This window comes from Paenibacillus sp. PK1-4R (assembly GCF_030369595.1).
Classification (GTDB): domain Bacteria; phylum Bacillota; class Bacilli; order Paenibacillales; family Paenibacillaceae; genus Paenibacillus.
In genome coordinates this window covers 605144-624376 of record NZ_CP126535.1, presented here as the reverse complement: position 1 = coordinate 624376, position 19233 = coordinate 605144, and the positions used below count along the sequence as shown (strand labels likewise).

Below are 19233 nucleotides of genomic sequence, written 5' to 3'. Positions count from 1 at the left end.
ACGGGATACCGTTATAGCTCGTTTCAGGGCGCTTTTTGCTGTTTATTAACAGTAGAAGCGTCTTTTTTCCATTTCAGAATGGGGGTTGGATTATGCAGGACGGCAAACAACAGCTGTATGTATCGGTAACACATAATCTTATTGAGCAAACAAAGAACGAATCTACACCCTTTGAGGTGTTGGTGGATGACGAACAGTTGGGCCGATTAAAAGATCTGATGAAGGTGCTGGAGGATGACGATGCCTATACATTGCAACGGGCTCCCGTACCCTACAAATCAGCAGACCACGATGAGGCAACAGAGCAATTTTCAGATGGCATGACCTTGCTGTATACCTTTCTGTATGACCATGGCACGCCGGATACCCGGCAGGCAATTGAGAGCATGAACGTGCTTCCAAGGCTGCAGGATACGGATTATGATGACCCTGGGTACGAGAATTCACCACTGAATAAATGACCTGATGCCAAAAAGCATGCGTAACCGCAGATCACGCGGAAGACGCATGCTTTTTAATATGATGAAGGACAACTGCCATGTAAAATGAACTCAATCCAGACGAATCTCCTGCCCTTTCTCAGCGGATTCGTAGATTCCGCACAACATGCGCGTGGAAGCCACACCATCCGCAATTGGGCTGATCGGCTCTGTACCGTTCAGACAACAATCCACAAAGTGGTCAATCTGGTTCTGGAATGCACTATGAATATGGAGACCCGTATTGTCCGTCTGGGGTTCAATATTCAGGATGGTATTATTTTTCTCCGTGACGATCAGTGTCTCCGGCTCCAGTTCGAACCCACCACGCTCGCCGTATAATTTCACAGAAGATTCATCTCCGCGTGCATGCAGGGTAAAGCTCACATCTACCGCCAGCGAAGCCCCGTTTTCAAACCGAATAAGTGCATTCGCCATATCTTCCACGTCATTCACAGCTGCGCTGTAGTCGGCTGCTTTGTAAAAAGAAAGATGTTCGATATGGGCACGATTGCCCAACTTCCGATACGTATTACCACTGACCGAAACAGGTTTCGGCCTGCCCATGAGGTACCAACATTGGTCGATAATATGTACGCCGAGATCAATCAGGGGGCCGCCGCCGGAACGGCTTTTGTCAGCAAACCAACCGCCTGGATTGCCATGACGCCGCAGAATGGAAGCTTTGGCATAATACAGTTCACCAAACTCCCCGGCATCAATGAATCTGCGCATCATCTGCATATTGTTATCATATCGACGCACAAATCCAACGATAAAGGTACGTCCACTCTTCTTCACCGCTTCTTCAATCCGTAGCGCATCTTCCACATTGGTTGCCACCGGTTTCTCAAGCAATACATGCTTGCCTGCCTCCAGTGCAGCAATGGCAAATTCCGCATGTGTATTATTCCAGGTACAGATACTGACAGCATCCACATGCGGGTCCTCCAGCATCTCCCGATAATCAGTGTATACGGATTGAGCATCATACTTCTGCGCAGCAGCTTTAGCCCGCTCTTCGTTCAGATCACAGATGGCATAGATGACGGCATCCTCGTTTTTGGCATAACACCTCATATGAAGATCCGAAATTGATCCTGTACCGATCATTCCGATGTGTAACATTTGTTTCGTGCTCATCATCGTCCTCCCTTCCTTTTCCACAACTTCCACAACATCATTATCGTCTAGTCTGCCCGCAGCATGCCTTCGTAAATACCCGGCGTTGAATTTTCAATCTTCACGGCACCCAGCGTCCGGGCATAGAAATCCACAGGTCCCGCTGATCCGATAATCGCATACCCGTAACCGTCCGCCTTCATCGCATGCATACAGGCCAGTAACAGGGCTGTGCCTACACCTTTGCCCCGTGCATCCTGGCTCACACCTGTCGGTCCGAAGAAGTTGCGACACGTCGCTTCGTAACAGGCAAATCCAATCATTTTCCCATGTTCAACCGCAATATAACAGGACACCGGCTGACGCGCAAAAGCGACCTCACATTCATCCACCCAAGCCTGACTAAAATGTGACCTCACCCAATCCAGTACAAGCTGTTTCTCTGGGGCAATGGCTCTTCGAATCACAATGGAGGATTCCTCCAACGCTCTCAGTCCACTCTCTTGCTCCGGTAAACGATAGAGCGCTACCAACATATCACTCATCTAATCCGTTCCTCCTCGTACTTGAATGTGAAATAGGACAAAGGTTTGGCCACTTACCTGAAATTAACCTGATCCTGCTGCGGATAACCTGCAATACAAGCGATATTTCTAATTTAAAATAATCTACCGCTTACATTCATTGCATTTCAACTGCAACACTTAGACGATTTGTCCCGTCTATTAACTTGAAGCGCGGCCCTAAGGAAGATTTTACCGCGTCAGTACACAGATTAGAAGGGATGAATATTGATGAACAACAACATGAAAAAAGTAAGTGCACTGATGGCCCTATCCATGGCATTGGGTGGTGGAGCCGCTTATGCAGCAACACTGGACAACACACAACCAGTCCATCAAACATCCGTTTCAGCAGATAGTAACGCAGTGAGTGTAGTAAACGTATCCGTGAATGGTGCAACCATTTCTGATGGTTATTGGAACAAAGATGGCAAAGTAGCCATGATCCCGCTGCGTGATCTTACCGACGCACTGGGTATTGAACTGGAATGGAATAAAGAAACTAAAACTGCAGAGCTGACTCGTGGTGCTCTCTGGACACAGGTAATCACAGGCAAGGATCAATATTCCGTGAATAAAATGCTGCTCACGCTGGGTACAGCGCCCGAAATCACAGGCGGCAAATTGTATGTACCGGTTTCTTTTGCAGAAAAAGCACTGCATGGACAAGTGAACACAACAGGAAATCAGGTGACGATCACCAGTGAAGAGGACGTGAAGACGGTTACTGAACGTGGTGTAATTACCAGAATCTCGAACCAAGATAAATATAAGTCCATCCAGATTGGCGGTGCAGGTACGGATGGTATTGTGCTCAATCTGAGCGATGAGACGAAATTCATCTCAGTTGAAGGGAAAGAGATTGCACTGACTGATCTGGCCATTGGCATGAACGTGGAAGCTGAACATTCCCTGATCACCACCCGCAGTCTGCCACCACAAACGCCGACTTACAAAGTCACTGTACTGGATGACGCTGCGGAATCACAATTGAAAGACGTTCTGGGGACAGCGGGTACGATTGAAAATGTAACAACAGCTGAAGGCAGCATCTCACAGATTGAGATTACAGGTACACGCTTAACAGAAACAGCTCCTGACCATGTCGTGCTGAACATTGCTAAAGACACGATGATCGTGAACCACGAAGGTGAAACGGTGAAAGCCGAAGAACTGACCAAAGGCGCTAAAGTCATTGGGTTCTACAGCCCTGTGTTGACACGCAGCCTGCCTCCGATCGGAACAGCTTGGAAAGTGGTTGTTGAAACACCTGCAGCAGAGCTGGAAGCGAAATAGCACGATTGGAAAAACGTCTGGCTGAAACACATGTTACATGTTGTTGCAGACGACCGTGTGCATCGCTTAGCACGGGGTTATGAGTGTGGAGCATCATAATGACCAGCAATCCGCATGTAGCTCCTGGCGCGCGGTGTAATGAGTTTGGCGCATCAAGAGCTCAGCCGTGCGGCCAGGCGGCGAAGTAAATTCAAAATAACCTTATCCGCTTGTCTTCTGACAAGCACGGGTAAGGTTATTTTTTTGGGTTTGTTGGTTTTTAGTTTTTAGTTTTTAGATTGTGTCTTCAAACTTGCTCAAAGCGAAGCGTACCTGAAACTTGTCCGGAGCAGACACGTGCGATGTGCGCTGCATACGAAATAAGTTGCATACTGAATGTAAGAGCAAGCGGAGTTAACGCTAACGAATCTGAGGTGTCTTATTCAAGGATTTGAAGTACCCGCAGAAATCTAAGGAATCTCAGGCACGCTAATTTGAATAAATAGCTGTTTATAGCATTTTTATCAGAGTAATTTGGGAAATAACGTGTCTGATGTTCCTTACATTTTAGAAAGAGGACCTGATCGCCAAATAAGACGTCCTGGGTTCCTTAGAAATCATCCGGATAACCGTCAGAATCAATCGGCTGTGACTTCATCTTCAACAATCGCTTCCACTTCAATCTCAACCATCAACAAGGGATCAATGAGTGCGCTAACTTCAACCATGGTGGCTACAGGCTGGATCTGTCCAAAAAATTCACCGTGCGCCTTGCCAACTTCCTCCCATCTGGAGATATCGGTCACAAACATCCGGGTTCTCACCACATGCGACATGTCCGCCCCCAGTTCTTTCAGTGCATTCTCGATCGTCTGCAAAACGAACCTTGTCTGTGCATACGGATCACCTGCCCCAACAACTACACCATCTTGCATCGCGGTTGTACCCGCCACTTCAATTCGCTTACCTACACGGATGGCACGGCAATATCCCACCAACGGTTCCCATGGGGAGCCGGTAAATACCTGCTGTCTGCTCATTCTCTTGTCCCTCGCTTTGGTTGAATTTGTTTCTTCGGATTAAACATGAATTATATCAGTCTCCCATCATCTCGGACAATGGAATCAAGTTTAATTCTATCTTAACTCCATTAACATTTTTGCACAGAAAAAAATCCCCTAAATGACTGCCCATTGGTTAGATCAAGGACGGTTCATTCGGGGATTTATGAGAATTAGTATCTTTTCTTTAAGGATGAAACATCCAAATTACAACTTGATATTAGCCTCATCGAAGTATTCTTCCAGAGTTAACCCACTCTTCGCCACATCCGGTGCCAAATCGGTACCGATGTACCGAATATGCCAAGGCTCATAGACGTAACCTGTGGTATCTTCTTCACCTTTCAGATAACGGATGACATATCCGTATTCTGCAGCGTGTTCAGCCAGCCACTGACCTTCCTTCGATGTGCCAAATACCTCTTCCAGCACATTGCCCACACTCGGGCTGGATACATCAATGGCAAGACCCGTCTGATGTTCGCTTCGGCCTGGCACAGAGCTCACGCGATCCGTGTATTCTTGACCTTTGGTTTTGACATTATTGTTATAGATGGATACCTGACGCTGATATGAACGATAACCGGACACCGCACGAAGCTCAATGCCATCCGCTTTTGCACCTGCAAACAACTTCTCCAGTGCCTCGGCTGCTTCCTTGCGCATATGCCGCTTCTCGTGTGGTTCGTCGAAGGAGAACGGTACATTCGGCTCTACCAGATCGTCCGGCTCGTAACCGTCAGGCAGACTCCGTTGCTTGTTCACAATAACGGTCATAGACTCGGCATTGGTCACCACGGATTTTGCATCAATTGTCGTTTGCAGTGCGCTGATACTGCGTTTCTCCAGCAATGGATCTTCCGCTGTCGCCCCGTTACCATTGTCCGAAGAGCCCTGCCCTTCGCCCGCTGAAGCATTCCCAGACTCGCTATCCGTGCCTTCACCGCTGTTGCCAGAAGATGATGTGTCATCGCCGCCAGCATTGTCGCCATCCGTTCCTTTATCCTCCGTAAAATGAACCGTTGTGCCGTCCGTCTCCTGTTGTGTGTTACCTGTTCCATTCGGATTCTGGCTCTCCTCTGTGCCTGAACCGTTCTGGCACGCGGCAAGCAATGCTCCGCATATCATCAATGAGGACAGCATAACCACCATGCGGCGCTGTCTTCCTGTAGTTGATTTCATGTAAAAACTCCTATCGCAATAAAATAAATGTTATATAGTTCTCTTGCGTGCAGTGTTCCCTGCGACAGTATACCTTAATTGGGAGCGAAGCTCCACCGGTAAAGACCTCCTTTAGAAGAGATCCGAATGAACATATACGGGCTGTACAGCCTGTATGATCGTTTTTTGGACTTTTAGAGCAACATCCCCGTGCTGTACACAAATAGAAGTGAAGTGGGAATATGCCTTCATATATCCAATATGCAAAAAAGCGATTATACCGAGATGCACTTTACTAATGAGCATTGGCATTGTTGGATAAAGACAAAATTCATCTTGTACCGGGAAATGAATTAAATCGAATAATGCAACATGCTGCAATAAAAACAAGCAGGGGTGATCTGAGATCTCCCCCGCTCTGATGGGTGCATCATTTGGTTGCCGGGCTGTCCGTCTTCTTCTGGACAGCCTGCCACATCCGCGCGGCTACACGCTCGCGGATCAAATCCAGCCCTGCGGTGGCCGGCACGCCCGGCAGCAGCGCCGTCAGCTCCGGCAACGCCGGCGGCTTGCCTGGCTGCGCGAGGCGCACCTCAACGGCGCCAAAACCCGGCCCTGGCTGGTGCATGGCGCCGTCCGCGGCTGCCTCGGCGATCCACTCGCCGACGGCCGCGCCGCCTTCGCCGCCCCGCACTTGCGGGCGGCCCGCCGTTTCCGCTGCGCGGCCGGTGCCGCTGGGATCATGGGCGAGTTCCTCCGCCCATGCCCCCAGCACGCCGGCGAGCAGCGCTTCGCGCGGCAGGCCGGCGTGCGCCAGCTGCAACAGCGGCTCGGCCGCGAGGCGCGCGGCTACAGCGCGCTCAGCGGCCGCGGCATGCGCGCAGCCAGTGCGGCCGCAGGTGCACGCCACGGCCGCGCTGGCCGTTGCTGCGCCTGGCGAGCCATCGGGCGCTTGCGCAGCCGGCAACAGCCCGGCAAGTTCCTCGGACGCCGGGCCGCCGCGCAGCAGGGCGTACAGCGTCAGCGGGCGCTTGCGCAGCTGAGCCAGTACAGCCTCGCGCTGGGCCTCGCTCAGTCGCGCAGGCGTTGCCGTGACCGTGAACATGCCTGCGGCTGATCCGGTCTTGCCCTCAGCAGCGGAAGCGGAAACGGAAACTTCCTGATCCGCATCCGCTGCTGTATTGACTTCTGCTGTCCATCCACCGGGGGACATATGCAGCTCGATCTTCCATTTTTCGCTCACAACAATCCCCCTTTCTCAACATCTATATTCCTCTGAATGTTCAAGGTCACAGCCACGTCTCACCCTGAAGTGAGATTAGGCCACGCAGCTCATCATCCGACATCTCTGTCAGCCAGTTCTCACCTGAACCGACGACCTGCTCGGAGAGTGCCTTCTTGCTTTCGATCAGCTCATCAATCCGTTCCTCCAGTGTTCCCTGACAGATCAACTTATGCACCTGCACATTGCGATTCTGCCCGATTCGGAATACACGGTCCGTTGCCTGATTCTCAACTGCGGGATTCCACCACCGATCATAGTGAACGACATGACTCGCCCGTGTCAGATTCAGACCCACACCTCCGGCACGAAGAGATAGAACAAACATGGACGGCCCCTCTCCTTTTTGGAAAGTCTCCACCATATCATCTCTTTGCGCCTTCGACACACCACCATGCAGGAAATACGGTTCTTCCTCATATCGCTGTTTCAACCTCGATACCAGCAGATCTCCCATAGCAACATACTGCGTGAAGATCAGAGCCGATTCCCCGTTATCACGGATGGCGTCCAGCAGTTCAAGCAATCTTTCCATCTTACCAGATGCCTCAGCCTTGCCGTGATCTTTCCGATTACTGTCCGCCAGCACCGGATGATCACAGATCTGCTTGAGCTTGGTCAGGGAGGACAGAACAATCCCTTTGCGGGCAATGCCATTTCTGCCGTCCAGACCACCCATCAGATCATCCACCACACGCTGGTACAACACCGTCTGCTCCGGTGTTAGGGAACAATAGGATTTCAGTTCAAGCTTCTCTGGCAGATCCTTGCGAATATCCGGATCACTTTTCAGCCTGCGCAGCATGAATGGAGATACCAGTCGATGAAGCTCACGCAAGGATGCTGCATTTTCTTCGGATGGCCCCAGTCCCGTATACCGCTGGCGGAACGATGAAGCTGTGCCCAGATACCCCGGATTGAGAAACTGGAAAATCGACCAAAGTTCGCTCAGTCGGTTCTCTACAGGCGTTCCCGTCATCGCAATACGATGAAGTGTAGACAAGCGCATTACGCTTTGCGCTTGCTTGGTACGGTAGTTCTTAATATATTGTGCCTCATCCAGCACAATGGTGGACCAGTGCAATGAAGCCAGATCCGGGCCATCTCTGCCTGCCAGATGATAGGTCGTCAGTACAATGTCATGCGTCTGCGCTTCTGCCTGAAAATCATTCCCGTGCAACCGTTGTCCGCCATGATGAATATATAGCGACAGATCCGGGGCAAACCGCTTCAGCTCACGCTGCCAGTTTCCAAGCAGCGAGGTAGGGCACACAATAAGTGCAGGCAGATGAACAGGCTGCTCATTCGTGTGCTGATCCGCCGGGAAAGAATCATCTGATCCATTCAGCAGCTCATTCTCGCGGGCTTCCTCTTCAGCCGCCTGGCGTTCCTCGTGTTTGCGGTCCAGCAGACAGGTAATTACCTGAATCGTCTTCCCAAGTCCCATATCGTCCGCGAGACATACGCCAAAGCCCAACTCGCGCATGGCGGATAACCATTGGTATCCTCGTTCCTGATAAGGTCTTAGTTCACCATGCAATTCTGCCGGAACCTGACGAGGCTCAATGCTGCGAAGCACCTGTCCATCGAGCAGGAAAGCAAGCATCCCATCAGATTCGGCACCAAAGACGGAAAGACCCTTCCATGCGGAATCCTCCCCTTCATCCGCTGCCAGATGCAGCCATTCGGAGAGAGGCATGTATTGTTCTTCTTCTTTTTTCATATAACGCAGGACTTGGCGAATCTCTTTTGTATCCACTTCAATCCATTCACCACGGAACATGACATACGGAACTGTGGATTCAGCCAATGCTGCCAGTTCCTCCGCCGTGACCGGTTTACCATCCAGCATAGGCTCCGCTTTGAAAGCAACCAATTGTTCCATGCCCAGTGCCGATGTGGCTCCAGGCAACCGTTCTGTTCCCCTATTCAACATCTGCAGACGCAGTCCCGCACGACGTTTCCCGGCACGACTCCACCTTGAAGGCATGAGAACGGTTATCCCAGCCTTCTGCAAACGTGGAACTGCATGCGTGAGAAATTCGAAGAAACCCTGCTGCTCCAGCTTAATTTCCTCTGGGCGAGCGGTAAGCAGCGCCGTCTCCAATTCAGGTGCCAGTTCTGCTGCTTGCCCGAGTGCCATCAATAATTGCTCTGCCGCCGAGGTATATAACACCTTACCTCGGTCCAGATCTCGCTCCGGATGTGCCCAGATGGTCCGTGCAGGCAACCTCAGGCTTGGTTCCTGCTCACTGTCCACCCAAAAGCTTATTCCCCATATCGTTTCATGTTCGCCCAGTGGAGGCTCCAAGCGGAGCACCAGCTTCAATTGGCCTTCAGCAGGCGCCATCTCTTCTGCTCCCACGATTGGCATAGACGTTCCACCAACTTCTTGCAGCGTATGAATAAACGCTGTCATATCGTCCGTCGGCCCTTGCACCGTCACAGGACGGAACATCGAGATCAGACTGTTCCACCAGAGTTCGGCTACTGGCGAAGATCCGCGTCGATATGGGGTGCGATAACGGGACAGTTCACTGTCCATGCCCTCCAGTTCACTTGTCACTACAGCATGAATCATGCCACTCATGAATGAAAATAATACCGCAGCCCCTGCTTCTTCACGCGTTTCCGGTTCCAATGAAGCATAAGCTCCAGGAGCAGCCAATCCAATTGGAGGCATCGCTTCTGCAAGATCGCGGAAGCGTTCGATGTCCTCCTCCTGCTGCAAGCGTGGCCGCCATACACCTGTTAATGTCTCTTGCCCGGTCCGTCGCCGTGCTCCGGTCTTTGCTGCGAATTCAGCCGATGGAGCAATTGCTCCCCGCAACAGCAGCTCCTGTGTGAACTGCGCTGCTTTGATCCAGTAACGCATCTCTTCTCCAACCTGAATTCCGGCTGCATTTAACAAACGGTCATCCCATTGCAGCAGCAACCTGAAGGCATCCTTAGGCGAGACTGCCAATCCTTCCAATGTGCGCCCCAGCAGCTGACGCCGCTTCGTGTTCTTCGCCTCAGCCGTGTTCCTCAGCGGATTCGGCCAGCGCAGCTCCGCAAGACGCAGAGCGGCAGGCTGAAACAGACGACCCCCGTCGCCAAAATTCAACCTTCTTACCACGTGGCTCCATGCATCCACACGTGGTTCCGATGTTTCACCGGAAAAACAAAAAAATACGTCACCAAGCCATACTCCATACAGCGATTGCATCATTAAAGTCTCCCGTCATCCCTTCGCATTGTTACTCTCCATCATATACGAAAATGACCGGATTTAAAAACCTTTGCCCATAAAAAGTGGTTATTTCGATGGTTAGGGCGTGTCTGAAAACGCCCTAGCAACACAAAAAAATGTCCCTTCTCCCGAAAAGCGGATGAGGAACATTTGGGTAAACCGAAGGATTGTACTGAATATTGAAAGAATTACGGATCGTTATACTACTATGATCTGATCAAGCTGCCCAGTAATACATCCAGGTTCAAAATACCCGCACGATGATCTTCACAGAACCCGATTTTGTCAAAAACGCCAAGCATGAAACGGCGGTGTTCCTCAGCTGGTTCCTCGAAACGATCGTAACTTACGACAGAATCGACCATATCTACGATCAACGGCACGAATCCACCTTTGTAAGGCACCACAATAATACGTGTAGAAGAAGTATCCTCCTGGTCCGGCATGCCTAACAATACTCGAAGACTCACCACCGAAACGACCTTACCGTACAACGAAGCAAAACCTCTGATCTCCGGGCTTCCAAACGGGACCGTTGTCACCTGCACCATTCTGATGATCTCATGAACTTCATCAATTCGTAGTGCAAAGATCTGGTCTCCTACCGAAAAATTAATATATTGCATTCCCTCGTCCATAGTTATCCCCATATCCTCTCATTCCGTATAATCAGATCATTATAAAATATAAAAACAAAACCATAAGAAGAGCACTTTATTTTGGCTAAGTGACCTGCTTGTGGTTCGCATTCACCAAGTCACCACAGGTACTTTCGTCCGATTAGATGTTACTTTGGTGTATCGGTTATTTTTGATCAAATGTTTAGGCTTCAGAGCAATTTTGCCAACTTCAACAGACGTTGCATTACGGTTGCTGTCTCCGCTCTGCTCATTTGCCTTATTATGGAGGGTGGTGGAAGTCAGTCGTTTTAGTATTGAGCGTAAGTAACCTGACATTGGATTGAAAAATTATATTCAAAAAAAGACCAAAGATCAGCTTTATGCCGATTTTTGGTCTTTTTTTCCCCATATATTATGGATCTGTTTCTATGTTTTCAAATACTTGGAACAAAAAAGCGATACTCCTGTGGATAACTTGTTTTATTACTCCAAAACAACTGTTTTATCGGATGAAAACACGAGTTATACCTGATTTGTGGATAAGTTGTGCACATATTGCACACATGTTGTGGATATCTTTGGCGTTTCATGTGGATATTCATTAATTTAATGTGGACATGTTGTGTATTTGTTTGTAAATCTGACGTAAAATCTGAATTTTCGCTTCAGTTATCCATTACTGTGGACACGTTGTGGACATGCCCAATTTCCTTCGCTGTAGTTATTCGATCAATTCACCCTGACGCATGATCAGCCTGTCATCGATGTACACGTCCGGCTTTTGTACAACTGCATCAATATGAACACCCGCGGCAATCGTTCCACCAAATGTGTTATTGCTGCCAAAGGCCACATGAATTGTGCCGTACACCTTCTCATCTTCCAGCACCACACCCGTGATTCGTGCCTTATTATTGGTACCGATCCCGAATTCGCCGAGAAAACGACCATCGCCCTCACCAAGCGTTTCCAGTAACTGAGCCCCATCTGGTCCTTCAGCTGACACCAACCGTCCTTCACTAACGGTTAATAACATCGGTTCACGAAGTGCCCCAATTCCAGCAACGGAACCATCTACAACAATACTGCCCTCGCCCTTGCCCTCAACGGGAGCAATATAGGCTTCCCCTGACGGCAAGTTGCCCGATTCACCAGGGTTCAAATACATACCTGTGCTTGGTACACCGTTACGATCTTCAATGGAAAAGGAAAGACTATGGCCCTGCTTCTCTATTCGCACATGGCGACCTGCGGTTAATAGAGCCGTTACCTTCTCGGTCAACGCCTTTACTTGCGAATATTCAGCTGTAATGGCTCCGTTCACAAACATATCCTCTGTAATGCCAGGCATTGTTGCCACTCGGGTCCCTGAAGCAGCGGCTTTTTTGCGTGCCTGGGTATGTGTTAATGAATATCGCGTTACACACACGGCTACATCTGCTCGAATCATGGCCTCTGCAATCGGCGCAGGTGGCTCTTCTCCAGATCTGCTGCGTTCCTCCATGATTAACAGGACTGATTCTGCACCAAGTGCTTTGCCTGCCTCATAGATGGATTCAGCCAGATCCCGTTTCATATCGTCTGCGACAACTACCAGATTCTCTCCGCTGCGCAGTCCGAGACATTCCGTTAACACATTTTTACTGATTTCTACACGTTGCTTGCTCATACATTCATCTCTCCTGTCTTTGGTTCAGCTCTCAAGAGTCGACTTGACCCTTTCGACAGTTTGCACGGGATTCCTGCATATCCGAACCGAATCTGACTCATCTCACGTTATCAGACCATTCAGCGAGGATTGCAGCTGTTTCCTTATACTGAAACGTCGGAAAGTAATGCCCATAGGGTACATCTATCCGTTTGACCTGTGAGTTCATATCCTGGGGATAGTGATATTCCCGATCTTGATTGGCCCATAGAACTAATACATTCTTGGCATAATGCTGACTTTCCATTCTCGCCCACAACGTTGATCTGGCGCCTTTCCTCTGACCCGAGTGGATCCAGCGCAACAAGTCTGCATGCGCTCCTGCAATGCGAGGGGACTGGAGACTGGAGCGTATTCTCTTGCCCATGGTATGGGCCATAACACTGCTGTCGCCTACGCCGCTATATGAACTGAACATTTGATTCCAACTTTTCTCCGATCGTCCAGACAGCAGGGAGCGCATCACCCCTCTTGGCAAACGGGAAACCCATCTTAGCACATTCGGATTCGAATTGTTGGCAACTGGCTGAAGCAAACCTAACCGAATGTTTTTGCGCCCGCTACGCATCTGTGCCTCAGCTGCAATAGCAGCCCCTATTGAATGGCCCACCAGCTTCACCGGACCTTCAAACTCACCAAGAACCGTAAGCAGTGCATCCACCTGACCTTCAAACGCTTCATCCCCCTGATGCACCGGGGACCGTCCGAATCCAGCGAGATCGATTAACCATACCGGGTTCCCGGTCCGGTCCCTAAGCTGTTTTCCTAACGGTAACATCTCATCCGCAGATTGAAGCAGACCATGTACAATAATCCAAGGCTCTCCCTTACCCTCCCAACCAAGCATAGCCATATCTCCGCTCCGTGACCGGGTATAATCTGTCGGAAAACCCTCAGGTAACGGCGTATAACGAAGACGATAATCCAGATCGGCTGTAACCAGCGGAAGCTGTTCCCGGATGTCCGGCCAGGATTGCCCCATACGTGTGAACAGAGCCTCCGTCTCTTCAACCGGGAATGACCTGTTAGTAATAAAAGCAACCGACTCCGCTGGAACACCACTGATGCGTGTACCACCTGATTTCATGATCCATTGAATCCATGGTAGTGGCACAGCCCCTTTGGGCTTGGGTACGTCCAATTGCTGCGCCAAGAGTTGCAGCAGTTCCTTCATATTGGGACTGTCTTCCTTCCGCGCCAACAGTGGATAAGTTCCTCCAACTGGAGCAGCTTCCCTGGATAGAAAAACAAGCGTCTGTGCAACAATGTCATTCTCCACAAGCGGTAACCAATAGGATGAACCTCCCGGCACTACCGGCATAAGTCCTTTCTGAATCGCCTGAATGAGCAGTCCAATCCCACCCGTTTGCTCGGTTTCACCTGTGGGACGTGGTCCAACCACTGTACTCGGATTTATAACGGATAAGGGATAGTGATGCTGTTCTGCATGCTCGCGAATGTGCAGATCGGCATGGAACTTCATCTCTTCATATGCACTTTCATTGTTATCCACATGCTCAACCTGTAGATAATTCCCCTGTTCATTTCGCTCTCCATAAGGACTCATATAACCAACAACGTGGATAAAGTGTCTCAATCCATGAGTACGGTGGATTTCCTGTGCTAGCTGTGCGACTTCTCTGGCCCCGTTCATAAATATCTGCTCAGCTACTTTTCGTTCCAAAGTGACGTCCATCGTTCCTCCCGCATGAATGATCACATTTGCTTCAAGAGCACGCTCCCGATCCGCTGGGGTAAGGCCAAGACCCGACATGGACAAATCACCTGTAATAAAAGTAATTCGGTCGAAATCCTTCACTCCATAAGCCTTCAGCACAGTTATGGCTCGCTGTTCCGAACGAACCAGCAAGAGCAATTTTACGCCTCCCTGCGTGAGTTGTTTGACCGTTTCTTTGCCGATAAAACCTGTGCTTCCTGTCATAAAAATGGTCGTGGCTGCAATATCAGACTTGCTTATTACCTGATTCATGTTTGTTGAATTTGCTGCTGTGTTTACTTCATTGGATACACGGTTAGTATGTACAATCATTCTGTTACGGCTCCTTTTAGTACTATATAGTACTAGTTATATTCAAAAAAAGAGCTTCGATTAACGAAGCATCTGACAAAACGTACGTGCCGATTGTTCTATAATCCCAACATCACGGGCAGTTCCCGCTAGGATTAGTGAACCTTCCAGTGCTGCAATAAACAACAACGCAGCCGGTCCTGGTTCAATTTCTTTGCGAAATTCACCACGATCCAAACCTTGCTGAAACAACTTCTCCACCATCGGTCTAAGCTCACGAAAGAATCTGGATATGCTTTCCTTCACTTGGGGTGCACTGTCTGGTGTCTGCATATATAACGTAACAAAAGGACAGCTCCCTTCGTAATTTCGGCCCTCAATCCCTGCCGACAGCAATGCCATAAATGAGTAGATACGCTCCTCCACTCCTCGCTCACGCTGACTGAGCAGCAGATACAGCTCCGACTCATATTGGGCAATCCAGTATTGTACCACGGCCTGGAGCAGTTCCTCCTTGTTTTTAAAATGATAATAAATATTCGACTTCGATACCCCACTCACTCGCACGACTTCATCCATGCTGACGTAGCTGTACCCCTGACGCAGAAATAATTGTGCCGCCACTTCAACTGCCTTGGTCCGGTTCACCGGATTGGAACTCTTGGATTTGGCAGGTCCCGTGTTCATTTTTTGATTTGTCATATTTAGAACTATATAGTACTAGTTAAATAAAAACAAGTTTTTCTGTTAACAAAAGATGATCTCTTACTCCAACTACTCTATACTTGTCCACATTTAGAGTGTTATACACACAGGATATCCACATATAGTATTAACTCTGTGTTAAATACGTCATGAGATCGTTAAACTGCTTTCGGGTTATCCACATTTCAGGGATATTCCCATCTATCATTTTTCCAGCGAGTACTTTTTGACTCCTTGGAAAAACGAAAACAGGCCAACCAGAATAAGATTTCTGGTTGGCCCGTTTCAATTAACTTATATATCCGAGAGACTAACTTTTCTATCCAAAAATTTCTGAACAGTTTTTGGTAACCTGTGGATACCGTCCATGATCCGAATTATTTTTTCAGACTATCCCAGTTCTGTTGCAATGCGTCGAGCAATCCGGCTTTATCCGATTTGCCTGCAACGTAAGCCTGAATCGTGCTGCCATACTCTTGTGGAACCCCTTCAGGGAAACGGTTGAAGTTCCAGCTGAGTGTTTTATTTTCCTGGCTATACTTCATGATCTCTGTTGCTAGGTCACCCAGATCCTCTTCCGATGCCGTGATGGAACTGAACGCCGGGATGAATTTGAATTCTTTTGTCATGTATTGTTTCCCAATATCCGAAGTTACGAGCCATTCCAAAAACTCTTTTGCTTCCGGTTTCACTTGAGAGTTCTTGTTCACAACCCAATAGTTTGGCACACCGACAAACAATTTGTCATTTGGTTCATTGTTAATTGGCATTGGCAGGATACCCAGATTCAGATCTGGATCAATTCCATCGATCTGTACTTGAGTCCAGTTCCCTTGCTGCATCATCGCCGCTTCTCCACTCGCAAACAACGTAACTTGCGTATTGTAGTCGGTTGTCAGCGGGTTTTTGTTGCTGTATTTCAGCGTTAAGTCGAGCAAGTTGATCCAGTCGGCGAACACTTGGTTGCCAGGAATCTTCTCCGTACTTTCGTTGAGTCCCTGGATGAATTTCACCGGATCTGCCTGATTTGCAAATGCGACGTTTACGTTATGATTACCCAGCACCCACCACTCCTGATATCCGTTCGAGAAAGGCGTAATCCCTGCGGCTTGAAGTTTCTGTGCAGCTTGATCCAATTGTTCCAATGTCGTTGGAATTTCGGTAATACCTGCTTTTTGGAAGAGGTCTTTGTTATAAATGAAACCATAACCCTCCAGCGCGAGCGGCTGTCCGTAGAGCTTGCCGTCTTTGGTCATTGGCTCTTTGGCTACTTCGAGTGCATCCTTGGCCCATGATTCTCCAGACAGATCTTCCAGATATTCAAGCCATGTATCCAATTCACGATAACCACCAACGTTGAAAATGTCTGGTTGTTCGCCAGCGGCAAACTTGGCTTTTAATGCAGCACCGTAGTCACTGCCGCCACCTACAGTTTGAATGTCCAGTTTGACGCCTGGATGGGAGGATTCATATTCCGCTTTGAGACGATTGAGCGCTTCCGCAATTTCGACTTTGAATTGGAAGATTTTAATGGTTTTATCTCCAGCAGCAGCCTCGCCGCCACCTTGAGTATCCGTGTTGACCGGACTACCACTCTTGTCTCCATTGCCACAACCCGCGAGCATTACCGAAAAAGCAATCAGCATAAGCAACGTCAACTTTGTCATTCTTTTCATACATACACTCTCCCTATAGTAGTTTCAGTATAACAGTTCCACTAATGCATATTTACACTGGCACTCCGATGACGAATAACCTTCCCTTGAAACGTGTTTTCAATCTAACGAATCTAGCGCACGTTATTCGCACCTATTTGCACAGGTTCCCATTCTAACGAATCACAGCGACGTTATTTCGTCGATTTGGTCGAATTTTAAGGCTCAGGCGCCGTTTTACACCCGAATAACGTTACTGAGGTTCGTTAAAATTTGTATTCCTTGATTATCCACCTATTAAGACGCGATGGATTCGTTAGCGCTTTGAACAGGGAGCATACCATCACTCTGCAGAAGAAGTTCCTGGCTATACAAGCTTCTTTCTTGGTCATTTCTTTTTATCGGTCTTTTCTCTTCCCTAGGAGTCATGCCCAAGCTATGCAGGCATGACTCCCTTTGCACACCTCCATGCGAGGTGGGAGCAAAGGGATCAGGATGCGATGTAGGAGCGGAGCGTTCGCCTTTGATACTCGGTGGCTTCCTTGCCCTAATACATTCAGGCCACCGAGGAGCAACAGCGACCGAAAGCGCAACTTGATCCCGCCAGCGACTTGCACTCGCACTTACCCTTTAACTGATCCAGCGGTAATCCCCTGAATGATATACTTCTGCATCAGCAGGAAGAAGATAATGATCGGCATGATACCGAGCACAAGTGCCGGCAAGGCCAGATCCCATTGCTTCGTATATTGACCGAAGAGTGCAAAGGTCGCAATCGGGATTGTACGCAGGTTGGAGCTTTGCAGGATCAGGGATGGGAGCAGATAATCATTCCAGATCCAGAGTGTGTTCAAAATGATGACGGTTACATACATCGGTTTCATGAGTGGAAATACGATCCGGAAGAACACCCCGTAGGCAGAGCTTCCATCCACCCGAGCCGCTTCCTCAATCTCCAGCGGGACGGATTTTACAAACCCGTGGAACAGGAAGACAGACATCGGTGCCCCGAAACCGAGATAACAGATAATGAGGCCGCCAAGGCTGTCGATCAATCCCAGATTACTGGTTACAGTAACGAGTGGAATCATGATAGACTGGAACGGAATCACCATAGCGGCAATGAACATGCCGAACAAAATCCGGTTGAACCGGGTATCACTGCGGACCATTCGATACGCGGCCATGGAACTGATCAGCACAAGCAACAGATTGCTGACTACCGTAACGATAAGCGAGTTCATCAGCGCCGACGGGAAGTTAATTTTCTCCCAAGCGTTCGCATAGTTGCCCCACTGAAATACTTCCGGCCATGCAGCCGAATTGGTAAGTAGATCACCGAATGTTTTGACCGAATTCACAAACAGGAAGTAAAACGGAACCAGGAATAAAAGTCCAAGGAGTACCATGACAATCTCGGTTACAATGGTACTGAAGCGGTAATTTTTCGTCGTCTCCATTAGGCTTCTACCTCCTTGCTCTTCGTCAGACGTACCTGAATCATGGTGATGATGGCAACGATTACGAAGAACACGAGCGCCTTGGCGGTTCCGATGCCATATCTGTTATTCACAAAGGCTTCATTGTAAATATTGAGTGCAACCGACTCTGTTGATCCGAATGGTCCACCTTTGGTCAGTGACAGATTGAGATCGAACATTTTGAACGACCAAGAGATCGCCAAGAACAGACAGATCGTTACACCCGGCATAATGAGCGGAAGAATGATGCTCCGCAGTACCTGCCAGCGACTTGCGCCATCAATCTCGGCAGCTTCCAGCAGATCAGGGGATACATTCGTCAGAGATGAGATGTAGATGACCATCAGATATCCTGCGGTCTGCCATACAAACACAATCACGATTCCCCAGAAGGCGGTCGGTTCATCTCCCAGCCAAGGAAGGTTGAAGAAGGACCATCCTGTTACATCGCCTACTGCTGAAAACCCTTTCACAAATATGAACTGCCAGATAAAGCCGAGCAACAACCCACCGATCACGTTCGGCATAAAAAAGATCGTACGCAGAATGTTTCTCGTCTTGAGCGGTTTGGTCAGGAAATACGCCAGGAAAAAGCCAATCACATTGGTCAGTACCACACCAACCACGGTGAAGCGCACCGTAAACCAAAACGCCGTTTGGAACTTGGGATCATTCGCAAAAACATGCACGAAGTTGTCAAACCCTACCCAATTAATGTTCTCGGATACCCCGTTCCAATCCGTGAAGGAATACACCATGCCAAGCAGGAAAGGGACCACGATGATGAGAATAAAAAACACGATGGAGGGACCCACGAACACAAGCTGCTGTAACAGCTGTGAAGATTTGCGATGCTTCAT

At 49.0% G+C, this 19233-nt stretch carries 15 protein-coding genes; 2 read left to right on the top strand and 13 right to left on the bottom strand.

What is annotated here, in order from left to right; translation table 11 throughout:
- The first annotated feature begins 92 nt into the window (after positions 1-92).
- Complete coding sequence (locus tag QNO02_RS02895) at positions 93-461, top strand: hypothetical protein (protein ID WP_091038319.1); 369 nt, start codon at positions 93-95, stop codon at positions 459-461.
- A gap of 90 nt (positions 462-551) precedes the next feature.
- Here QNO02_RS02895 and QNO02_RS02890 read toward each other — a convergent pair whose 3' ends face one another.
- Together QNO02_RS02890 and QNO02_RS02885 are read right to left on the bottom strand one after the other, a co-directional pair.
- A complete protein-coding gene (locus tag QNO02_RS02890; RefSeq protein WP_047840275.1) occupies positions 552-1622 on the bottom strand; it encodes a Gfo/Idh/MocA family protein in 1071 nt (356 codons plus the stop codon).
- Between the two features lie 47 nt (positions 1623-1669).
- Positions 1670-2146, bottom strand: coding sequence for a GNAT family N-acetyltransferase (locus QNO02_RS02885; RefSeq protein ID WP_017690853.1), 477 nt, complete (start codon positions 2144-2146; stop codon positions 1670-1672).
- A gap of 249 nt (positions 2147-2395) precedes the next feature.
- On the opposite strand from QNO02_RS02885, the gene QNO02_RS02880 reads away from it, so the two are divergent.
- A complete protein-coding gene (locus QNO02_RS02880; RefSeq protein ID WP_249913040.1) occupies positions 2396-3460 on the top strand; it encodes a copper amine oxidase N-terminal domain-containing protein in 1065 nt (354 codons plus the stop codon).
- A gap of 617 nt (positions 3461-4077) precedes the next feature.
- On the opposite strand, the gene QNO02_RS02875 is transcribed toward QNO02_RS02880, so the two are convergent.
- The 11 genes from QNO02_RS02875 to QNO02_RS02825 all read right to left on the bottom strand — a co-directional run bounded on the left by QNO02_RS02875 (position 4078) and on the right by QNO02_RS02825 (position 19233).
- Positions 4078-4479 carry a RidA family protein gene (locus tag QNO02_RS02875; protein ID WP_289391041.1) on the bottom strand — a complete coding sequence of 134 codons (402 nt, stop codon included), beginning with the start codon at positions 4477-4479 and terminating at the stop codon, positions 4078-4080.
- Positions 4480-4707: 228 nt separating this feature from the next.
- Positions 4708-5682, bottom strand: a complete 975-nt coding sequence (locus tag QNO02_RS02870) for a M15 family metallopeptidase (RefSeq protein ID WP_289391040.1) — start codon at positions 5680-5682, stop codon at positions 4708-4710.
- A gap of 409 nt (positions 5683-6091) precedes the next feature.
- Positions 6092-6904: a hypothetical protein gene (locus tag QNO02_RS02865; protein WP_289391039.1), complete on the bottom strand. Its 813-nt coding sequence runs from the start codon at positions 6902-6904 to the stop codon at positions 6092-6094.
- A 46-nt stretch (positions 6905-6950) separates the two neighbouring features.
- Positions 6951-10154, bottom strand: coding sequence for a DEAD/DEAH box helicase (locus QNO02_RS02860; RefSeq protein WP_249913037.1), 3204 nt, complete (start codon positions 10152-10154; stop codon positions 6951-6953).
- 227 nt (positions 10155-10381) lie between these two features.
- On the bottom strand, positions 10382-10813 hold the full coding sequence (locus QNO02_RS02855; RefSeq protein WP_017690859.1) for a chemotaxis protein CheW: 432 nt from the start codon (positions 10811-10813) through the stop codon (positions 10382-10384).
- 703 nt (positions 10814-11516) lie between these two features.
- Positions 11517-12464 (bottom strand): aminopeptidase, encoded by a 948-nt coding sequence (locus QNO02_RS02850; protein WP_289391038.1) that lies wholly within the window; start codon positions 12462-12464, stop codon positions 11517-11519.
- A gap of 97 nt (positions 12465-12561) precedes the next feature.
- Positions 12562-14553, bottom strand: coding sequence for an alpha/beta fold hydrolase (locus QNO02_RS02845; RefSeq protein WP_289391037.1), 1992 nt, complete (start codon positions 14551-14553; stop codon positions 12562-12564).
- 60 nt (positions 14554-14613) lie between these two features.
- Complete coding sequence (locus QNO02_RS02840) at positions 14614-15180, bottom strand: TetR/AcrR family transcriptional regulator (protein WP_036607516.1); 567 nt, start codon at positions 15178-15180, stop codon at positions 14614-14616.
- Between the two features lie 434 nt (positions 15181-15614).
- Complete coding sequence (locus tag QNO02_RS02835; RefSeq protein WP_036672088.1) at positions 15615-16913, bottom strand: ABC transporter substrate-binding protein; 1299 nt, start codon at positions 16911-16913, stop codon at positions 15615-15617.
- A 602-nt stretch (positions 16914-17515) separates the two neighbouring features.
- Positions 17516-18352, bottom strand: a complete 837-nt coding sequence (locus QNO02_RS02830; protein ID WP_047840283.1) for a carbohydrate ABC transporter permease — start codon at positions 18350-18352, stop codon at positions 17516-17518.
- Positions 18352-19233, bottom strand: coding sequence for a carbohydrate ABC transporter permease (locus tag QNO02_RS02825; protein ID WP_036607341.1), 882 nt, complete (start codon positions 19231-19233; stop codon positions 18352-18354). The genes QNO02_RS02830 and QNO02_RS02825 overlap by 1 nt, the downstream gene beginning before the upstream one ends.